This window comes from Streptomyces sp. NPDC111744, from assembly GCF_055634995.1.
This window is the reverse complement of record NZ_JBVKCG010000002.1, coordinates 88,694-107,232: the sequence shown is the minus strand read 5'-3', so window position 1 is coordinate 107,232 and position 18,539 is coordinate 88,694. Positions and strand designations below refer to the sequence as shown.

Below are 18,539 nucleotides of genomic sequence, written 5' to 3'. Positions count from 1 at the left end.
GGAGTCTCGACTGGGAGGCCCACACATGGCCGATAGCCTGAAAATCGAATACAACGTCCTCAACGACGCCAAACGGGACCTGGAGAACCTGGCCGGCGACATCGGTCCGCTCCTCGACAACAGCACGTTCTCCCGGCTGGGTCAGCGGGACTACGACGGATACACCTCCAGCGACGCCTTCACGGTCCTCGGCGACTCGACCCTGGCCGACGCGCTCGCGAGCTTCTACGACAACGCCAGCAGCACGATGTCCCACGCGGACAAGGGGCTCAAGGAACTGGCGGGCGCCTTCGGTTCGGTGGGTGAGGCGTTCCTGTCCTTCGACTCGGAACTGTCCCAGGGCATGGGCATCACGGGCAGCAACCTGGGCCTGCAGAACTACTTCCGGGACAAGGACCTGTGGGACTACAAGCAGTCCCACCTCGACCAGTGCGTGCCCGGCCCGGACGGCACGATGCCGGACTTCTGCTCCGCCACCGACCCGGGCGACCCGCCGCTGGACCAGACGATCACCACCGACCGCGGCAGCGTCCACACGCATCTCACGCTCGACGACCAGCGCCATGTGATCAAGGAGGAGTCCACCGTCACCTACGACGGCAAGACGTACACCTCGGTCACCAACTACTCCAGCGACGGCAACCACTACACCACGGACACCTCGTACCCGGACGGCAGCACCGTCCACTCGGAGACCAACCTCAACTCCGACGGCAGCGGCACGATGGTCACCACCGGCAGTGGGGGCGACCGCACCGAGTACACCCGCGGCCCCAAGGACGCCAACGGCAACCAGCCGGACTGGCAGCAGGTGGGCGGCAACACCGATGACAACGGCGGCGGGAACGACGGCTTCAACTCCACCCCCGCCGCCTGGTGACCGCCCGACAACCGCATCGAGATCGACAGGAACGGACAGGAATCCCATGGCCAGCTACAACGGCATCAACCTCGACTACCACAAGATCGAGGAGGTCGTCAGCCTGCTGCACGACGCCCACGAGAACCTGCTGCCGGTGCTCAGCAACCTGCGCAACCGGGTCAACACCCTCGTCGACGACGGCATGGTCTTCCAGCAGTCCAGCGAGGTCATCCGGACCACTTACAACAACTTCGACACCAGCCTGCTGGCCGCCGTGAAGGGCATCAACGACTTCTCGGAGATGTTCAACGGCATCAAGGAGAACGCGATCCAGTTCGACCAGGGCATCAGCAGCAGCCTGCAGAACAACTCGTAACCGCCGCACGAGGAGGGCCTCCCCGGAGTTTCCGGGGAGGCCCTCCTCGCGTTGCCGTACCGGTCAGGCGCGCAGTGGCGTGAGCGGCACCTGGACGGCGAGCAGGGTGCCGCCGGGACCGGCCGTCCAGGCCCGGCCCGGATGAGTGGCCGCACGGACCACACTGGGCAGCAGGCGCAGGCCGACCAGATCGCCCTCGGACAGGTTCTTCGGCGCGAGCAGCAGACCGTTCCGGGCCCGCCGGGCGGCCAGCGTCCAACCGCTCATGCCGCTCTGGAAGCCCTCCGCGGAGGCCGCGTAGACCAGGCCGAGACCCTGGTCGCGGCCGGAGACGGCGATCTCCTTGAGGAGCTTGTCCGCAGCCGAGTTGGTGATCAGATCGGCGTCGTCGATCATCACAGCCCGCGGTCCGGGCAGCGCGTCCAGCGCCGCGCGGACGGTGTCGGCCGAAGGGTCGCTCTCGGTGAGCACGGTGGCGGTGGCATGCCGGTCCAGGGCGCGCAGCGGCGACTCGCGCGGGGTGAGCACGACCAGCGAGGTTCCCCCGGCCAGCAGCGACACCGCGATCGAGGCGAGGGTGTTGCTGCGCCCCGACCCGGCCGAGCCGAACACCCCGAACGCCGAGGCGGTGCCGGCCAGGTCCGTGCCGACGGGGCCGCCGTCGTCGCCGCCGACGCCGAGCAGACCCCACATCGGCCGCCGCTGGGCCGCCCGCACCTTCTCGTAGGCCTGGGCGAACTCCACCGACCGCGGCAGCACGGCCACCTGGAACGGCCGCCGGGCGTCCGGTACCTGGGCGTCCCGCTTGCGGGCGGTCTCGCCGATCGAGCGCAGCGCCTCCGCCTGTTCGGTGCCGCCGCCGGCCGCGAGCAGCGCCACCTGGGTCTCGGTGCCGCTGAGCACATGCCAGCCACGGCCGGGCGGGATGTCGGCCGGGATCTTGTTCGGCATCATGCCGACGGCCTGGTAGTCGCTGCGGTCGCCCTGCCGCAGCAGCAGCTTGTGGTCGTTGTGCGCGGCCATCCGCCCGCCCAGCAGCGAGCGTTCGGAGGTGGCGACGACATGGATGCCGGCGGCGGCACCCTCGCGCATCAGCCGGATGACCTCCTGCAGCAGCTGGCCGTGGTCGTGTTCGTCGAGGATGACCTGCAGCGAGTCCCAGCCGTCGATCATCAGGAGGATGTGCGCGGGTCGCTGGGCCTTCGGCAGCAGCTTGCGCAGCTCGGCGATGCCGGTCGCGCTGTGCGTCTGCGCCAGGTCCTGGCGCTCGGTCAGCTCCCGGTTCAGACGGCGCAGCATCCGGCCCAGCCGCTCCAGGTCGTGCCGCGAGACCACACCTCCGCAGTGCGGCAGCGCGCCGAGCGCGGTGAGTCCGCCACCGCCCGCGTCGATGCCGTAGATGTGGACGTCGGCGGTGCCCGCGACCCGGGCCGCCGAACCGGCGATGGTGCGCAGCACCTGGGTACGTCCGGAGCGCGGCGCGCCGATGATGTACAGATGCCCGAAGGTGGTGAGGTCGGCGACGGCGACCCGGCGCTGCTGGAGCTGCGGGACGTCCTCCAGGGCGTAGGGGATGACCAGACGGCCGTCGCGGGTGGCGCCGAGCTCGTCCAGGTCGTCCAGGACCAGCTGGCGCTGGAGCGGCGGAAGCCAGGGGCTCGGCTGCTGGGTGAAGTCGTCGAGCAGGTCGGCGGCGGAGCGGATCTCCTCGACGAGGACCTGGAGGTCGGTCGGCGCGGGGCCCTGCGGGGCCGAGGTGGTCACCGTCCGGGTCTCCGCGGGGAGTCCGGCGGGGTGGCCGAGCGCGGCCCAGCCGATGTCCACCGAGCGCACGGGCTTGCGGGGACCGGCGTCCGGCTCGGCCGCCGCGGCCGGGGTCTGCCGGGGGCGTTCGGCACCCACCCAGGCGGTCTGGAACGGATCCGCCTGCCTCGGTCCGCGCCGCACCAGGGCCCGGCCGGGCGTGGCCGAGGAGATGTCGACGGCGTCCTTGACGTCGATGATGTCCTGGCTCTCGGTCTGGTCGGTGACCCGCAGCGCGATCCGCAGGTTGGTGTTGGCGCGGATGTCACCGGTGACCACACCGGCCGGGCGCTGCGTGGCCAGGATCAGATGGATGCCGAGCGAGCGGCCTCGCTGGGCGATGCTGATCAGCCCGGGGACGAAGTCGGGGACTTCGCGGACCAGGGTCGCGAACTCGTCGATGACCAGCAGCAGCCGGGGCAGCGGCGCCAGCGAGGGATCGGCGGCCCGCTTGGCCCGGTACTCCGGATGGTCCTTGGCGTCGGCGGCGGCCAGCACCTGCTCCCTGCGCCGGAGTTCGGCGGCGAGTGACTCCAGGGCCCGCTCCACGAGGTGGGCGTCGAGGTCGGTGACCATGCCGAGGGTGTGCGGCAGGTTGGCGCACTCCTTGAAGGCGCTGCCGCCCTTGTAGTCGACGAGCACGAAGGTGAGTTCGTCGGGCCGGTTGGCGGCGGCCAGGGAGGCCACGAACGTCTGCAGCAGCTCCGACTTGCCGGAACCGGTCGTACCGGCGACCAGGCCGTGCGGCCCGTCCTGCACCAGGTCCAGGGAGAGCGGCCCGTCGAAGCCGGTGCCGATGAGGAACGAGGTGCTGGCGGGGTCGCGCTGCCAGCGCTGCAACAGGGCCTGGGCGTTCGGCGGTTCCTGTTCCAGCAGGTCCAGGAGGCGGACCCGCTGGGGAAGCCCGGCGTCGTGCTCGGGACTGACGTCACGGATGGGGGCCAGCGCGCGGGCCAGCTGCTCGCACCACTCGGGGGAGACCCGGTCGGCACGGACGGCGGGCAGGTCGGGCGCGCCGGGGCGCTTCACGGTCAGCCGGCCGTCGGCCGCGAGGACCACACCGGTGCTCTCCTCGGGCAGCAGCCGCTCCTGCTCGTCCAGACAGACGCTGAAGATCCGCACCCGCGGGCCCTCGGTGAGCACCTGGACCATGCCGGGCACGTCACGCAGCCGCCGTGCCCCGTCCGCGATCACCAGCACATCGGGGTCGGTGAAGACCACGTCACGGTCGTTGCCGGCCTGCCGGCGGCGCGCCTGCACCTGCGAGACCAGTTCGCTCATCCGGGCGGCGGTGGACTCGGGGTCGTTGCCGACCAGCACCACCGGGCCGCCGGCCGTGCCGGGCTTGAGATGCGGCAGCCAGCGCGTCCACGCCCAGTCCGTCACCCGGTCCGGCTCGGTCAGGATGACGATCCTCAGGTCCCGCGGGCTGTGCAGCACGCCCGCCTGCGCCACCAGCCAGCGCGCCAGGGGCTGCACCTCGGCGGCCGGACCGGCGATGCCCACCACACCGTGTGCGGTGATGTCGACGCCGATCGGCGTGTCGGGGATGTTCCAGCGGATCGAGCGGTGGTTCTCGTCCCGCGCCGGGTCCTCCAGCTCCCGTACCGACGGCTGGTCCACCGTGCCCAGACGCAGCACCAGATGGTCGGGGTCGCGCCGGCGCCGTTCCCACAGCCGGCCGCCGGGGCCGGTCGCGATCAGGGCGACGGCCGCCGGGTCCGGGCCGGTCTTGTCCCGCACCCGCCGCTCGCCGACCACCGCGTCCCGGACCTGCTCCTCAAGGACGTCACGGCGCTGTTCGTATGCCTGCTCCGACTCCAGGAACTGCTTGCGGGCCGCACGCCGGCCGGTCGCCCAGTTCGACAGCATCATCATCGGGCTGAGGAACAGGAACACCAGGAAGTAGTACGACTTGAAGATGCTGACCATGAACAGACCGAGGACGATCGGGGAGATCATCATCACGGTAGGGAACGGCCGCTTCTGCGGCGGCGACGGCGGCTGCGGCAGCCGGATCCGCTCCGCGTCCAGGTGCGGGGCGATCCGCGGCGGCCGGTTGTAGTCCACGCCGTACCCGTCGGCGGACGGGGTGACGGCCGCGTCCGCCTCGACCGGGGCGCTCATCCGCAGCAGCACCGGACCCACGGTCAGGTCCTCACCGACCGGCCAGGGCACCGGGCCCGGCCCGGCCGGGCGTGCCTGCGGCGGCTGGGGGCGGGGCCTGCGCAGCTGCGTGATGGCGTCGTCCGGCGGCGGCGAGGCGAGCCGGGCCCGCACAGTGGCCGCGGGGTCGCTGTCGATGCGGTGCCAGGCCGCGGAGCCGTCCGCGCCGACCGTCACCCACAGCCCCGACTCGGGGACCCCGTGGCCGGCGTCGAGCTGCAGGGCGCACAGCGGGTCGGTGCCGATCTCGTGGCTGCCCGGCCCGAGCCGCCAGGTGCGCCCGGCGCCGGGCCCGGAGACGATGTGCACCTCGGCGAGGACACCGTCCTGGTCGCTGTCGTCATGGACCCGGACCAGGTCGGCCGGGCGGGCCGGGCCGCCGAGCCCCAGCAGCCCGCCGTCGCGGATCCCGCTGCCGGAGACCGGTGTCGCGGGGTCGAGCCGGTGGCCGTCGGCGTAGAGGTTGCGGGCCTGGGGCGCGCCGGCCGTGGCCCAGTCCGCGCCGCCGGCGGCGGCCTCGTCCTCGGTCAGGGCGGCGGCGAGATCGCCGACGGTGGCGTTCGAGGGCAGCCGGACCTGGTGGTCGCGGCGCTGTCCGTCCGTGGCGTCCACGGTGGTGATGGTGAGGTTCACGGCTCCCAGCCGGGCGGTCGTTCGTGCGGAATCGGGGGACGGGTACGGCGGTTACGGCGCCGGCGGCGAGGTCGCGGAGACACCGGCCGCACCGGAGGTGCTCGGTTCCGCGAAGTCGTCGTCGCTCTCGAGCGCCGCACCCGGAGCGGGTACGGGCACTGCGGCGGGCTCGGGGGCCGGCCGGGTGGCCGAGACACCGGTCGGCTCGGCGACGGGTGCCGCGCCGGAGCCGAGGTCCGGCTCGTCCGGCAGCAGGTCGGGATCGGCGGCGGGGGTGACGTCCACCGGACGTGCGATCTCGTCGTCCGGGCGGTCGGCACAAGGCGGCAGGGCGGACAGCGTCCGCGCCACGGCCCGCGACAGCGGCAGCACGTCGACCCGGGCAGCCGCCGGTGCGCCGTGCACGGTGAGCGTCGAGTCCGGCGCGATCTCAAGGAGCCGGGTCCGGCCCCGGGCCACCCCGAGGCTCAGCAGACGCAGACCGGACGGCAGCGGCCGCTCCAGCGGGTCGGCGCACACCGCGACCTCGATTCCGGGCTGTCCGACGGTGGCGGCGGCCGGTGCCCCCGGATGCCTGGGGTGCACCCCGGCGGCGATGGCGACCCGGCCCTCGGGCAGCCGGGCGTCCAGCTGGGCGGCGAGTGCCTGGAGCACGGCGCGGGCCGTACGGGCGGCGCGCGGCGGGCCGTAGACGGACAGCGCGGGCGGCCCGGAGCGCACGTCGAGCAGCACGGCGTGCCCCATGTCGTGCCCCACGCACACCAGCAGCGGTACGGCCAGGTCCTTGGTGTCGTCCGTCAGATCGGCGCGGTCGATCCACCACAGCCGCGGGTCGGTCTCGTCGGCCGCCCAGGGCTCCGGCGGCTCGCGCAGCGCGTCGCCGTCCGCCGCGACCAGTACGGCCATCCAGTCGGGCCCGGCCAGCACGCCGTAGGGACGGACCCCGGGGCGGACGGACGCGGCCATGGACGTGGCCCGCTCGGCGTCGGCCCACACGGCCGGGTCGCGCAGCAGCCGCACCAGCAGGCGCAGTCCGCGCCGGTAGCGCAGTTCGGTGCGCACCGGACCGGTGAACGCCCGCACGGTGAGAGTGATCTCACGCCCCAGCCGGCGCCACAGGGCCTTCCAGCCGCCGCCGCGCCGCACCAGCCAGTGCGTGACGGCGAGGACGAGGACCAGAACGCCGACGAGGCCGAGCAGGGTGGTGATGGTGTCGGAGGTCATCGCGTCTCTCCCCGGAGTCTCTGGGCTCCGGCCGGGTGGTAGCCGTGGGATTCGAGTGTGGCGCGCAGCGCGCGGACGCCGTGATGGGTACGTGACTTGACCGTGCCCGGGGGCAGCCCGAGCTGGCGGGCCACGTCTTCGCCGGCCTGTCCCAGCAGATGGACGCGGGCCACGGCTTCGCGGTGTGGGGGGGTCAGGGTGCGCAGCGCGGAGACCAGCACCCGGCGGTCACCGACCTGTTCGGCGTGGTCCGGCACGGGCGCCGGCATGGCACCGCCGAAGTCCGCCGCGGTGATCCCCACCGGGACGGTCCGGTCCCGGCGCCGTCCGTCGACCACGAGGTTGCGGGCGACACGGAACAGCCACATACGGATGGGCCGGTCCCGCCAGTCCAGTCGGCCGGCCGACTGCCAGGCCCGCAACAGGGTTTCCTGGACGATGTCCTCCGCGCCGTGGGGATCCCGCCCCATCATGCCGGTCACGAAGCGGCGCAGGCTGTCGCGCTCCGCGAGCAGGAGGCCGAGCGTCCGGTCCGCGCCGTCGGCGCGGTCATGGTCGATGAGGCTCAATGCCTCCGCCTTCCGGTGTCGGGTGTTGCTGTTGTGCTGTCTTGCGGTGTTGCTCTGTGTCACTGTGAAACGCTTCAGGCACGAACGCTAGCGCGAAAAACGGAACTTCCCGAAGTCACCATTGCTGCGGACTTCAAACAAATTGGTCACAGGCAACTCCGCATAGGTGGACGGAAGGTGACGTTCGGCGGGATCTTCGTGTGCGGGCCTCCGGACCTGCGCCGTCCCTTGGTTACTGTTCCTGTGTCCCGCTCGTTCCGGGCGTTCCGAGACCTTCACGAGACCTTCAGGAGACGACGTGCCGCCCCTTCGTAAACCCCGGCCCTCAGCGGAACGGCCCGGCAATCCGGCGGGACGCTTCAGTGACACCTTCGCCAGCCGTCCCGCCATGCCCCGCCGAGGGCTCGTGCCGGGTGTACGGGTGTGGGCGACCGTCGGCGCGGCGGCCGGACTGACCGTCGTCACGGCCCTGGCCGTTCCGCTGCTGAGCCATGTCGACCTCTTCCCGGCCCCGGACACCACACCGGCCGCGGCGGTGGCGCCGGGGCAGCCGACCACGCTGTCCACCACCTCGGAGTCCCCGACGCCGTCCTCGTCGCCGACGCCGTCCCACACCCCCTCCCACAAGCCCCCCAAGACCACCTCCGGCGGCTCCGGGTCCGGGGGCGGCACGGGCACCGGCTCGACCGGGCAGCAGTCCGGCGGCGGGTCCGTCAACTCCGGTTCGAACGCGAACTCGGGCTCCACCTCCTCCGGTTCGAAGTCGAGCGGCTCCAAGTCCTCGTCGACCGGCAAGTCCTCCTCCGGGAAGTCCTCGTCGGGCGGTAGCACCACCAATACCCCCACCGTCCCTGGCGTGGCGCTGATCGGCACCGGATCCGGGCGCTGCATCGACGTCACCAACGCGGGCGGGGACGGCACCAGGCTGGAGATCCTGGACTGCTCGGGCGCGGCCAAGCAGAAGTGGGTCTTCCAGTCGGACGGCACCATCCGCTCGCTCGGCCTGTGCATGGACCTGGCCTGGGGCAACACGGCGAACGGCACCGCGATCCAGGTCGCCAGGTGCAGCGGCAACCGAGCCCAGCTGTTCTACCTCAGCTCGGCCGGCGACCTGGTCAGCGCGCTGGCCGACAAGTGCGTCGACGTCACCGACAACGGCACCGGCAACGGCACCAAGCTCCAGCTGTGGACCTGCTCCGGCACCGCCAACCAGAAGTGGCACAAGGGCTGACCGCGGCCCGTCATCCGGTCCGGTAGCGGAGGTTGCGGAAACGGGCCTCCGCACGGCCGGAACCGTGGTTGTAGACGCCGTTCTTGAAGTAGCGGGGCCGGGCCCCGGTCGTCGACGGTCAGGACGAGGGAGTCGTCCAGGTAGACCTTGACGGTCCCGGTCCCGGTGCTCGCCTCATGGGCGATCTTGACTTGAACCAGGTGCCGTACGCGTCCGTCCTGAGCACCGTGCCGTCGTAACGCCGCACGGTGCCGCCGACGGTGTCGTAGACGTCGAGCATGATGTCCGTCGCCGGAGTGCCCGGGGGGATGGATGCTCCGCAGGATCTGCACGAAGGTCGCGCCGTCGGTGCCGGACGGCAGACAGACGTCGGCGTCCCACATGTGGCCGCCCGTGCTGTAGTCGACCTTCCAGCGCATCTCGGTCCGCGGATCGGTGTCGCTGCCCTCCTCGAACGGCTCGTCGGCGGTGTACACCCACATCCGCTCGACGCCATCGCCGGAGCTGTGCCGGTCGCTCAGATCGAGGTTCCAGGGCTTCTGCCAGCTGTAGGTGAACGAGGTCTGCGCCAGCCGTCGGTCGGCGCGGCGGCCGCGACGGCGACATCGGTCAAGCCGGTCAAGGGAAGGGCGAACAACGCTCCCGTACCGGCCCGTAAGAAGGATCTCCGGTTCATCGAGTGTCCCTTCCGGTGGAGGAGTCGAGAGATGGCCGCGATCGCAGGCAACTCCAATACATCGGAGGAGTCAAGGACTTGGGTCAGGGTTATCGATGTGAACGTGGAGCTCAAGCCAGTTCATTGACGCAAGCTGGTGTGATCGTAGCCGCGTTGGGGTTGTTGACAGGTGCAAGCCGGGTCCCTAGGTTCCCGATACACCCGATGTATCGATGATCCGTCAGGTCTGGAGGACGATGATGACCTCGCACCCGGAGCAACGTTCGCCGGTGCCCCGCAGAGCCGTACTCGGCACCGCCCTCGGCGGAGCGGCCGCCGTGTCCCTGCCCGGAACCGCCCACGCGGCGTCGACGGAACCGGCCGCCACGAGGGCCCGACGCCCTTGGAAACTCCGCAACACCATGACCACCGACGGCGCCTGGGACCGGTTCCTGCGCGGCCAGGATCTGCTGTGGAGCAAGCTGCCGACCCTCTGGTACGAGGGGCCGTTCCTCGGCGACGGGCTGCTCGGCAGCATGATCTACCAGGAGCCGGGCGCCAACAGGATCCGCTTCACCGTCCAGCACGGCAGGGTCCAGGACCATCGGCCCGAGTTCGGCAGCGGCTGGGGCACCGCCCGCCTTCCGGTCGGACACCTCACGCTCGAACCGGCCGGCACCGTCACCGCCGTCGACTGGCGCCTCAGCCTGTGGAACGCCGAACTCACCGGCACCGTCACCACCACGGCCGGCACCCTCACCCTCGCCGCCCTCATCCACGACGAGGTCCTCGCCGTCCGTGCCACGGCCCACGGCGGCGAACAGGTCACCTGGACCTTCCACCCCGAAGAGGCCATCAGCCCCCGGAAGATCCAGGAGTCACCGCCCGCCGGCTACACCGCCAACCCGCCCTGGACCGAGCGGACTTCGGCCGACGGCACCGAGCAGGTCCTCCAACCCCTCACCGGCGGCGGCCAGACGGCCACCTCCTACCGCCGCAACGGCGACGAACTCCTGCTGAGCGTCGGCCACAGCTTCCCCTCGGACACCGCCGCCGAGGCCGACTCCCGGCGCAACCTTCGCCGCGCCGGGTCGTACGGCACCCTCAGACGACGGCACACCCGCTGGTGGCACGCCTTCTACCAGAAGAGCTTCGTGTCGTTCCCCGACCAGCGGCTGCAGAGCTTCCACTGGATCCAGCTCTACAAGGTGGCCTGCGCCAGCCGCGCGGACGGCCCGGTCATGGCCACCCCGGGCCCCTGGCTGGAGCCCACCCCCTGGCCGGCGGTCTGGTGGAACCTCAACGTCCAGCTCGAGTACTGGCTGATCCACGCCTTCAACCACCCCGAACTGGACGCCCTCGCCACCACCCTGCGCCAGAACCAGGAACAGCTCACCGCCAACGTGCCCGCCGCCTACCGCTCGGACAGCTCCGGCGTCGGCCGCAGCTCCGACATGTTCGCCGTCCGCGAGGTGGGGCAGCCCGGCACCGGCGCCGAGACCGGCGATCTGACCTGGGCCGTGCACAACGTGTGGCTGTCCTACCGGCACTCCATGGACAAGTCCCTGCTGAGGGACACGATCTACCCGGTACTGCGCCGTGCGATCAACTACTACCTGCACTTCCTCACCCCGGGCAGCGACGGCAAGCTGCACCTCCCCAGCACACTCTCGCCCGAGTACCCGGTCGTCCCGCCGCAGGACACCAACTACGACCTCGCCCTGATCCGCTGGGGCTGCCAGACCCTCCTCGACTCCGCCGAACTGCTCGGCATCGACGACGAGTCGAAGCCCCGCTGGCAGGAGACACTGGCTCGGCTCACCCCGTACCCGGTCGACGACAACGGCTTCATGATCGGTGCCGACACCCCGTACGCCCAGTCCCACCGGCACTACTCGCACCTGCTGATGGTGTACCCGCTGTACCTCGTCAACTGGGACCAGCCCGAGAACCGCGACCTGATCACGAAGTCCGTGGTCCGCTGGCACGCGCTGACCGGCGCCCACCGGGGCTACAGCTACACCGGGGCCGCCTCGATGTACGCGATGACCGGCGACGGCGACACCGCGATCGGTTACCTGCGGAAGTTCTTCGACCTCACGACCCGCTACCCCTGCCGGGCCAACACCCACTACACCGAGGCCGGTCCGGTCATCGAGACCCCGCTGTCCGCCTCGCAGTCCCTGCACGACATGTTCTGCCAGAGCTGGGGCGGGGTCATCCGTGTCTTCCCGGCCGTTCCGACCGCCTGGGCGGACCTCACCCTGCACGACTTCCGCACCCAGGGCGCCTTCCTGGTCAGCGCGGTACGGAAGGCGGGCAGCACCCGGTTCATCCGCATCCGCAGCCTGGCTGGTGAGCCCCTCAAGCTCCGCCACGGCCTGACCGGCCCGCTCACCGTCCTGCTCGACGACGGCACCCCGGCCCGCACCCACGACCTCGGCGACGGCACCCTCGCCATCGACCTGCCCCGCGGTCGCGAGGTCCTCGTGTACGCCGGCCCCCGCCCCGATCTCGTCATCGCCCCCGTCGCCGTCAGCGAACCGGGCGCGGCGTGGGGACTGCCGTAACCACCGACCGTAAGGCAGATTTCACATGGCCGTTCACTCTCGAGAATTATGGTCGCCGCGCTCTGTACCGGGCTGGCGGCCACCCTCCTCACCACCGCCCCGCACGGGCCGAGCAGCAGCGGCAGCCGCCGCACACTCCGACGCGGCCGAGGCCGGGCTCACCGTCGCCTACGAGTCGGGGCTCCAGATGTTCGCGGGCACCACCGAGTCGTACGACCAACGGGCCCTCGCCCGTGCCTTCCTAGACCAGGAGCCCGCCGCCTGGGACGACACCCGGCTGCTGGCAGGCCGCCCCGGTCAGGAGGCCGTGCTCGCCCGTCGCGGCGGGGACCGCTGGTTCCTCGGCGGGGCGTACGCCGGTGCCGCCCACACCGCCACCGTGCCCCTGACCGTCGGCCGGGGAGGCTGGCTGGTGGAGACGATCAAGGACGGCGCCGACGGCCTCGTCCAGGATCGGCAAGTAGTGCGCGGTGGCGACCAGTTGAGCATCGATGTCGTCGCCGGCGGCGGCTTGGCCGGGATAGCCTGCCGCTGGCACGCGGGCGTCACCACCTGCTACCGCTGAGCGCGCACCGCCGCCCGGCGGGCACCGAGCAACAGCTTGAAGGTGCCCGCCGTGGACGGCGACGCCGAACCCCGCAGCACCCCCGTACCGCGGGCCAGTACCGCCTCGGCGGTCATCAGCTCGATCGCGATGAGGGCGCTCACCATCGGCCGGTGGGCGGCCGGCATCAGGTCCAGCACCTCCCGGCCCGACCGCAGATCGGCCCGGGCCGTGTCGACCTCGTACTCCACGAGGGAACGAAGCCCGTCGGAGGCCCGGCCCGCTTCGAGGTCCTCCACGGTGACCGAGAAGCGCTTCAGGGTCTCCGCCGGGATCCCCAGATGTCCCTCCCGCAGGTCCTCGGCGAGGTCGTTGACGAAGTCCAGCCGCTGGCTGCCGTCGATGAGCGTGCGGCAACCCGCCCGGAACCGCCCGTCGGTGTCGCTCTCGGGCCCCAGCAGTCCGGCGATCGGCAGGAAGGCGGGCAGGGAGTAGGCGTCCACATAGGCCTGGTAGTCGGCCTCCGTCGCGAAGCCGTCGAACTCCAACTCGGCTGCGGCGGCGGCCAGATACGACTCCACGACCTCCCGGTGCCGCGGGTACGCGGTGACGGTGCGCAACAGGGTGCGGATCAGCGGATCGTCACTGGTCCCGGTCTCCAGCGCGGTGCGCACCCGTTGCTCCCAGGCGTCCCAGGCCGCTGCCCGTTCCGGCTTCGGACCGGAGTCCAGGAGTTTGTCCCCGTGGTGCATCACGGCCGTGGCGGCCACCACATGGGGCAGCACGGCGGGCGGCAGCAGCACCCGGCAGGCCAGGTAGGCGCTGCGCCGGTACTGCCGCACCAGACGACGCTGGATGCTGTAGTCCCGGCGCAGTTCCGGGTCCGTTATGCCTGCCGCGGTCAGGGTCTTGTTCCACGCGCTCACGCGATGATCGTAGAGGCACGCTGTTCCCCGTCCCCACGTCACGCGGTCGTTGCGGCGATTGAACTGTGTCTTGATCCGGACCGGCCGGCCATGGGCAGCTCGAAGTGGTTGACGGCCGTCGGCTCGGCGGCGTTCCCGACCCGGCAGCCGTGCTGCTCGAACAGGGTCAGCCAGGCGTCGCGGGTCTTGACGGTGTGCAGGGGTCGGCGCCCCCGAACCTCACGTCGTCCACCGTCGCGACGACGAGGGCGGAGTCGAGGCCGACGGGGTTCACCTGTTCAGGAAGTCGAGCAGCGCCGCGTTCACCTCGTCCGGCCGCTCCTGCTGGGTCCAGTGCCCGCAGCCCGCCAGCCTGAGCGGCTCGCGCACCAGGTTCGGCATCAACTCGGGTAGTCGCTCGATGAGTTCGGGTGTGCCGGGGAACGCCGGGACCAGGTCACGGTCGCCGTAGACGTACAGCGCGGGCGGGGTGACGACGGCGCCCTGCCAGGGGGCGGTCAGTTCCCAGTTGCGATCAAGGTTGCGGTACCAGTTGAGGGCGCCGGTGAAACCGTGGGAGAAGCTCTCGGTGAGCGCGTCGAGGTCCGCCTCGGTGAACCACTGCGGCAGGGTCTCCGGATCCGGCATGTCCGCGAGCCAGCCGCGCTCGGGGTCGACCAGCGGCTGCCGGACCTCACCGGTGCCGGAGCCCTCCCCGGATGCGATGGTGAAGAACTTCCGCAGCGTGGTGCGAGGGTCGCGGGAGAACTCGGCGTCGGCGACACCCGGGCGGTTGAAGTAGTTCCAGTAGAAGCGACCGCCGAACCTCCGGTCCATCGTCTCGAGCGGCGGCTGCGCCCCGCGGAACGGCGGCGGCACGCTCAGCCCGGCCACCCCGCGCACCAGGTCGGGGCGGAACAGCGCGGTGTGCCAGGCCACCGGCGCGCCCCAGTCGTGCCCGACGACGAACGCCTGCTCCTCACCCAACTCCCGGATCAGGCCGACGACATCACCCACCAGGTGAAAGATGCTGTACGCCTCGACGTCCGCGGGATGATCGCTGCTGCCGTACCCGCGCTGGTCGGGGGCGACCACGTGAAAGCCGGCCGCGGCCAGCGGGCCGAACTGGTGCTGCCAGGAATGCCACGACTCGGGGAAGCCGTGCAGCAGCACGACCAGCGGGCCGGAACCCTCCTCGGCGATGTGCAGCCGGATCCCGTTCACGTCGACCATTCGATGCTGAACCATGTGCACGAGCGTACGCGCAATGATCTTCGGCCACCCGTCCTGGCCGGCTCCGGAGACGGGGAGACGTCCGGAGCCGGCGGCGGTGCGGGCGATCGGTGGCCCTTCCTCGCGGCGACGGCGGCGTCGAAGGCGTGCCTGGCCTCCGCGGCCCTTTGCCCGAACGGGCAGCCCCCGGGGCCCGGCCGGGGCGGCGCGCTCCCGGACACGGATCTGCCAGGCGCATGGATTGACGGCAATGCATCGGCGGGAGAGATTGATGCCATGGAGCTGCGGCATCTGAAGTACTTCCTGGCGGTCGCGGAGACCCGCAACTTCACCCAGGCCGCCGCCCGCTGCTATGTGGCGCAGTCCGCGCTGAGCCAGCAGATCGCCCGGCTGGAGAAGGACGTCGGCGCCCCGCTGTTCCACCGCACGAGCCGGTCGGTACGGCTGACCGCCGCCGGTGAGCTGCTGGAACCGCTGGCCCGGCGCATCCTGGCGGACGTCGACAACGCCCAGGCCGCCCTCGACGCGCTCACCGGGCTGCGCCGGGGCCGGCTCCGGCTGGGCCTGGTGCAGGCGATGGCCGTGTCCCTCGACATGGTCGAGGTCGCGGCCGAGTACCGCGCCCGCCACCCCGGCATCGACCTGCGGGTGTCCAACGCGCCCAGCTCCCGGATGGCCGCCGAGGTCCTCGCCGGCACCCTCGATGTCGCGGTGGTGAGCCTGGCCGCCCGGGAGGTCCCGGAGGGCCTGGACCACCGGGTGCTCGGCAGCACCCCGCTGGTCGCCGTCGTACCCCGGGAGCACGCCCTCGCCGACCGGGAGGCCATCGACCTCGGCGACCTCCCGGACAGTCACCCGCTGATCCAGTTCTCCGCCGGCAGCGGCCTGCGCCGGCAGGTCGAGGCGGCGTTCGCCCGCGCCGGCGTCGAGGCGGGCCAGGACTTCGAGGTCGGCCAGATCCACGACATGATCCGGCTCGCCGTACGCGGGGTGGGCATCACCGTCGTCCCCCGCTCCTCCGTCGTCGGCCCCGGCTCCCTGCTGGGCCTCGGCACCACCGACGAACTGCCCAGCGGCGCCCGGATGCTGCGCCTCGTGGACGACCAGGCCGTGCATCACATCTGCGTGGTCTACGACGGCACCCGCCTCGCGCCGGCCGGCGCGGCCTTCCTCGACGTCCTCGACCGCCACGTGGCCGGCCCATCGGCATGAGCGATCGCTGCATCCGCATCCATATGTTGGACAGCACGACCGGACCGGCCGGACGCTGGCGGTGACGCACCCCCACCAGGCGCGTCCCTGTTCCCGACCCGAAGGGACCACCATGTCGATCATGGACGCGGTCCGGCCCGTAGTGCGTGACCTGCGGGCCACCGTGCTGCCCGACCCGGCCGACCGCCACGGCCCCCTGCCCCCGGTGATGCTCGCCCTCACCGTGGTCACCGGCCTCGTGGACTCCTTCAGCTACCTGGCCCTCGGCCATGTCTTCGTCGCCAACATGACCGGCAACGTCGTCTTCTCCGGCTTCGCGATCGCGGGCGCCGCCGGCTTCTCCCTGACCGCCTCGCTGGCCGCGCTCGCCGCCTTCGCGGCGGGCGCCCTGCTGGGCGGCCGGATCGCCCACGGGTGCCGGGCCCACCGCGGCCGCGTCCTGCATCTGGCGCTCGTCCTGGAGACGGTCCTGGTCCTGGCGGCCTACGCCGTCGCCCGGTACCACGCCCCGTTGGGTGCGGCCGGGACCCGGTACCCGCTGATCGCACTGCTCGGCCTCGCCCTGGGCATCCAGAACGCGATGGCCCGCGCCCTCGCCGTACCGGACCTGACCACGACCGTCCTGACCATGACCGTCACCGGCATCGCCTCCGACAGCAGGGCCGCCGGTGGCCCTGGAGGCAGGACGGGCCGCCGCGCCCCGGCGATCCTGGCGATGTTCGCGGGCGCCCTTGTCGGCACCTTCGCCGTCCGCTTCAGCGACCCGTCCCTGCCGCTGCTGCTCGCGACCCTGCTCCTCGTCGGCTGCACACTGACCGCGTTCACCCTGACCCGCTCGGACGCGAGCTGGACCGATCCACTGTGACCTCGGTTCGCCGGGTACCGCTGAGTCGGACCGCCGTCAGCCCCCTTCATTTGCGCTCTACTTCTCGGCGGCCGTCGCCCGGGTCGGGCGGCCCAGCGCCCAGAACAGGACACCGAGGAGCATGAATCCGGCGAGCGGGATCAGCTCCGTCAGCAGGTACTTCCCGCGCTCGGCGTGGGTCCAGCCGTCCGGCTTGTAGTCGGCGCCGAACCAGTGGTCGCCGGCTCCGGGCGCCACCAGCTGCACGCTGGCGAAGAGGATGAGCAGGGTGAGGACCACGCTGATGACCCAAGGCATGGGAGCCCGGTACGGGCGGGGCGTGTCCGGGTACTTGCGGCGCAGGAACGGCAGCGCCGGGAAGATGCCCAGGTAGCTGACGAGAGTCGTCGACACGGCGAGGCCGAGGACCGCGCCGAAGAGCTTGGCCGCGCTGCCGTTGGTCAGCTGGTGGGCCAGGATCAGCACACCGGTGGAGACCAGGCCACTGAGGATGTTGACCCGGACCGGGGTGCCGAACCGGCTGGAGATCACGCCGAGGAAGCGGGGCGCGGCGCCGTCGTAGCCGGAGACGGCCAGGGCGCGGTCCGACCCCATGATCCAGGTGACGCCGGAGGACAGCACCGTGAGGATGAACATGATCGCGGCCAGGTCGCCGAGCACGGTGCCGAACCCGCTGAGCGTGGGCGTGCCGTCGGCGGCTACATGGCCGCCGTACACCGTGAAGACCTGCCGGATCGCGTCGACGAAGCCGCCGAGGCCGGTGATGGCCTTGACCGGCAGGACGAGCAGGATGCCCAGGATCGGCAGCGCGTAGAGGAGGACGGAGAGAACGGCGCTGCGGAAGATGCCGTAGGGGACGTCCTTCTGCGGGTTCGTCATCTCGTCGCCGGCCGTGTTGGGCAGCTCGAAACCGACGTAGTTGAACATCAGGACCGGCACCAGGCCCACGAATCCCGCGTAGGTCGGCGAGAAATCGCCGATGCCGAAGCCGTGCAGACCGTGCTGGATCCCGTACGCCACGACCGTGACGGTGAACAGGCCGAGCAGCACGAACCGGCTCCAGGCTCCGATGGTCGGGATCCACTTGCCGACGTCGAAGGAGAGGATCGCGGCGAGCACGCCCACCCACACGAAGACGACGGTGAAGACGTAGAAGGCGGGGGTGCTCAGGTCCTTCCCGTCGTTGAAGAAGGTGGTGTACGCCGTGACGGCGGAGACGGCGAGGGTGCCGCCCAGCCACACCGGGTTGGTGATCCAGTACAGGAAGTTGTTGACGGCACCGGCCAGCCGCCCGAAGGCCCGGCTGGTCCAGATGTAGGGGCCGCCCTCGTCGGGGAAGGCCGTCCCGAGCTCGGCGATCAGCAGCGCGGACGGCACGAAGAACACCACGGCGAGCACGATCAGCCAGGTGAACGCCTCGGCGCCGTTCTTGGCCACGGCGCCGATGGTGTCCACGCCGACGATGGTGCACAGCAGGAAGAACAGGATGTCGAAGCGGCCGAAGTGCTTGCGCAGCTTCTGCCGTTCCTCCTGGGCGGCGGCCGGTGCGTCGACCGGCTCGGGTGCGATGGGGGCAGCGGTCACCGGGAGCTCCAGCGTGCTCGGGAGGGGCGCGATCCGGCCATGGTCCACTGCACCGCACAAGCACACAAGCGCTCGCACCCAAGTCGTGACCATCGCTCCCGGCACTC

Annotated in this window: 13 protein-coding genes and 1 pseudogene; 8 read left to right on the top strand and 6 right to left on the bottom strand. The window is 71.5% G+C overall.

Annotated features, from left to right (window positions below):
* The first annotated feature begins 25 nt into the window (after window positions 1-25).
* Window positions 26-880, top strand: a complete 855-nt coding sequence (locus ACZ7OO_RS04575; RefSeq protein WP_471501439.1) for a hypothetical protein — start codon at window positions 26-28, stop codon at window positions 878-880.
* A gap of 46 nt (window positions 881-926) precedes the next feature.
* Window positions 927-1,238: a hypothetical protein gene (locus ACZ7OO_RS04570; protein ID WP_046730425.1), complete on the top strand. Its 312-nt coding sequence runs from the start codon at window positions 927-929 to the stop codon at window positions 1,236-1,238.
* A 63-nt stretch (window positions 1,239-1,301) separates the two neighbouring features.
* Here the strand turns inward: ACZ7OO_RS04570 and ACZ7OO_RS04565 are convergent, their stop codons facing one another.
* From ACZ7OO_RS04565 to ACZ7OO_RS04555, 3 genes are read right to left on the bottom strand one after another with little or no spacing between them, the layout of a single operon-like run.
* Window positions 1,302-5,840 carry an FtsK/SpoIIIE domain-containing protein gene (locus ACZ7OO_RS04565; protein ID WP_471501437.1) on the bottom strand — a complete coding sequence of 1,513 codons (4,539 nt, stop codon included), beginning with the start codon at window positions 5,838-5,840 and terminating at the stop codon, window positions 1,302-1,304.
* 51 nt (window positions 5,841-5,891) lie between these two features.
* Window positions 5,892-7,064 carry a hypothetical protein gene (locus tag ACZ7OO_RS04560; protein WP_471501435.1) on the bottom strand — a complete coding sequence of 391 codons (1,173 nt, stop codon included), beginning with the start codon at window positions 7,062-7,064 and terminating at the stop codon, window positions 5,892-5,894.
* Window positions 7,061-7,633, bottom strand: a complete 573-nt coding sequence (locus ACZ7OO_RS04555) for a sigma-70 family RNA polymerase sigma factor (protein WP_471501433.1) — start codon at window positions 7,631-7,633, stop codon at window positions 7,061-7,063. Before ACZ7OO_RS04555 ends, ACZ7OO_RS04560 begins: the two co-directional genes overlap by 4 nt.
* A 388-nt stretch (window positions 7,634-8,021) precedes the next feature.
* Here ACZ7OO_RS04555 and ACZ7OO_RS04550 point away from each other — a divergent pair, with 388 nt between their 5' ends.
* The 4 genes and pseudogenes from ACZ7OO_RS04550 to ACZ7OO_RS04535 form a co-directional block, all read left to right on the top strand.
* Window positions 8,022-8,864, top strand: coding sequence for a ricin-type beta-trefoil lectin domain protein (locus ACZ7OO_RS04550; protein ID WP_471501431.1), 843 nt, complete (start codon window positions 8,022-8,024; stop codon window positions 8,862-8,864).
* A gap of 278 nt (window positions 8,865-9,142) precedes the next feature.
* Window positions 9,143-9,667, top strand: a complete 525-nt coding sequence (locus ACZ7OO_RS04545) for a hypothetical protein (protein ID WP_471501429.1) — start codon at window positions 9,143-9,145, stop codon at window positions 9,665-9,667.
* Between the two features lie 112 nt (window positions 9,668-9,779).
* Entirely contained in the window at window positions 9,780-12,089 is a 2,310-nt protein-coding gene (locus ACZ7OO_RS04540) for a glycosyl hydrolase family 95 catalytic domain-containing protein (RefSeq protein ID WP_471501427.1), read from the top strand.
* 133 nt (window positions 12,090-12,222) lie between these two features.
* A pseudogene (locus tag ACZ7OO_RS04535) lies at window positions 12,223-12,654 on the top strand (glycoside hydrolase family 97 C-terminal domain-containing protein); the annotation flags it as partial.
* On the opposite strand, the gene ACZ7OO_RS04530 reads toward ACZ7OO_RS04535, so the two are convergent.
* Window positions 12,645-13,559 (bottom strand): phytoene/squalene synthase family protein, encoded by a 915-nt coding sequence (locus tag ACZ7OO_RS04530; RefSeq protein WP_471501424.1) that lies wholly within the window; start codon window positions 13,557-13,559, stop codon window positions 12,645-12,647. The pseudogene ACZ7OO_RS04535 and the gene ACZ7OO_RS04530 sit on opposite strands and share 10 nt — an antisense overlap.
* A 270-nt stretch (window positions 13,560-13,829) precedes the next feature.
* Window positions 13,830-14,786: an alpha/beta fold hydrolase gene (locus tag ACZ7OO_RS04525; protein WP_471501422.1), complete on the bottom strand. Its 957-nt coding sequence runs from the start codon at window positions 14,784-14,786 to the stop codon at window positions 13,830-13,832.
* 261 nt (window positions 14,787-15,047) lie between these two features.
* Here ACZ7OO_RS04525 and ACZ7OO_RS04520 point away from each other — a divergent pair, with 261 nt between their 5' ends.
* Together ACZ7OO_RS04520 and ACZ7OO_RS04515 are read left to right on the top strand one after the other, a co-directional pair.
* Entirely contained in the window at window positions 15,048-15,983 is a 936-nt protein-coding gene (locus ACZ7OO_RS04520; RefSeq protein WP_471501420.1) for a LysR family transcriptional regulator, read from the top strand.
* A 112-nt stretch (window positions 15,984-16,095) separates the two neighbouring features.
* A complete protein-coding gene (locus ACZ7OO_RS04515) occupies window positions 16,096-16,848 on the top strand; it encodes a YoaK family protein (RefSeq protein WP_471501418.1) in 753 nt (250 codons plus the stop codon).
* Window positions 16,849-16,905: 57 nt separating this feature from the next.
* Here the strand turns inward: ACZ7OO_RS04515 and ACZ7OO_RS04510 are convergent, their stop codons facing one another.
* Window positions 16,906-18,432: an APC family permease gene (locus ACZ7OO_RS04510; RefSeq protein ID WP_471501416.1), complete on the bottom strand. Its 1,527-nt coding sequence runs from the start codon at window positions 18,430-18,432 to the stop codon at window positions 16,906-16,908.
* Window positions 18,433-18,539 lie beyond the last annotated feature (107 nt).

Coding starts and splice junctions, on each gene's coding strand:
- ACZ7OO_RS04525 (WP_471501422.1), bottom strand. CDS start 14,786: ATGGTTCAGCATCGAATGGTCGACGTGAACGGGATCCGGCTGCACATC.
- ACZ7OO_RS04560 (WP_471501435.1), bottom strand. CDS start 7,064: ATGACCTCCGACACCATCACCACCCTGCTCGGCCTCGTCGGCGTTCTG.
- ACZ7OO_RS04545 (WP_471501429.1), top strand. CDS start 9,143: ATGATGTCCGTCGCCGGAGTGCCCGGGGGGATGGATGCTCCGCAGGAT.
- ACZ7OO_RS04570 (WP_046730425.1), top strand. CDS start 927: ATGGCCAGCTACAACGGCATCAACCTCGACTACCACAAGATCGAGGAG.
- ACZ7OO_RS04540 (WP_471501427.1), top strand. CDS start 9,780: ATGACCTCGCACCCGGAGCAACGTTCGCCGGTGCCCCGCAGAGCCGTA.
- ACZ7OO_RS04550 (WP_471501431.1), top strand. CDS start 8,022: ATGCCCCGCCGAGGGCTCGTGCCGGGTGTACGGGTGTGGGCGACCGTC.
- ACZ7OO_RS04575 (WP_471501439.1), top strand. CDS start 26: ATGGCCGATAGCCTGAAAATCGAATACAACGTCCTCAACGACGCCAAA.
- ACZ7OO_RS04520 (WP_471501420.1), top strand. CDS start 15,048: ATGGAGCTGCGGCATCTGAAGTACTTCCTGGCGGTCGCGGAGACCCGC.
- ACZ7OO_RS04515 (WP_471501418.1), top strand. CDS start 16,096: ATGTCGATCATGGACGCGGTCCGGCCCGTAGTGCGTGACCTGCGGGCC.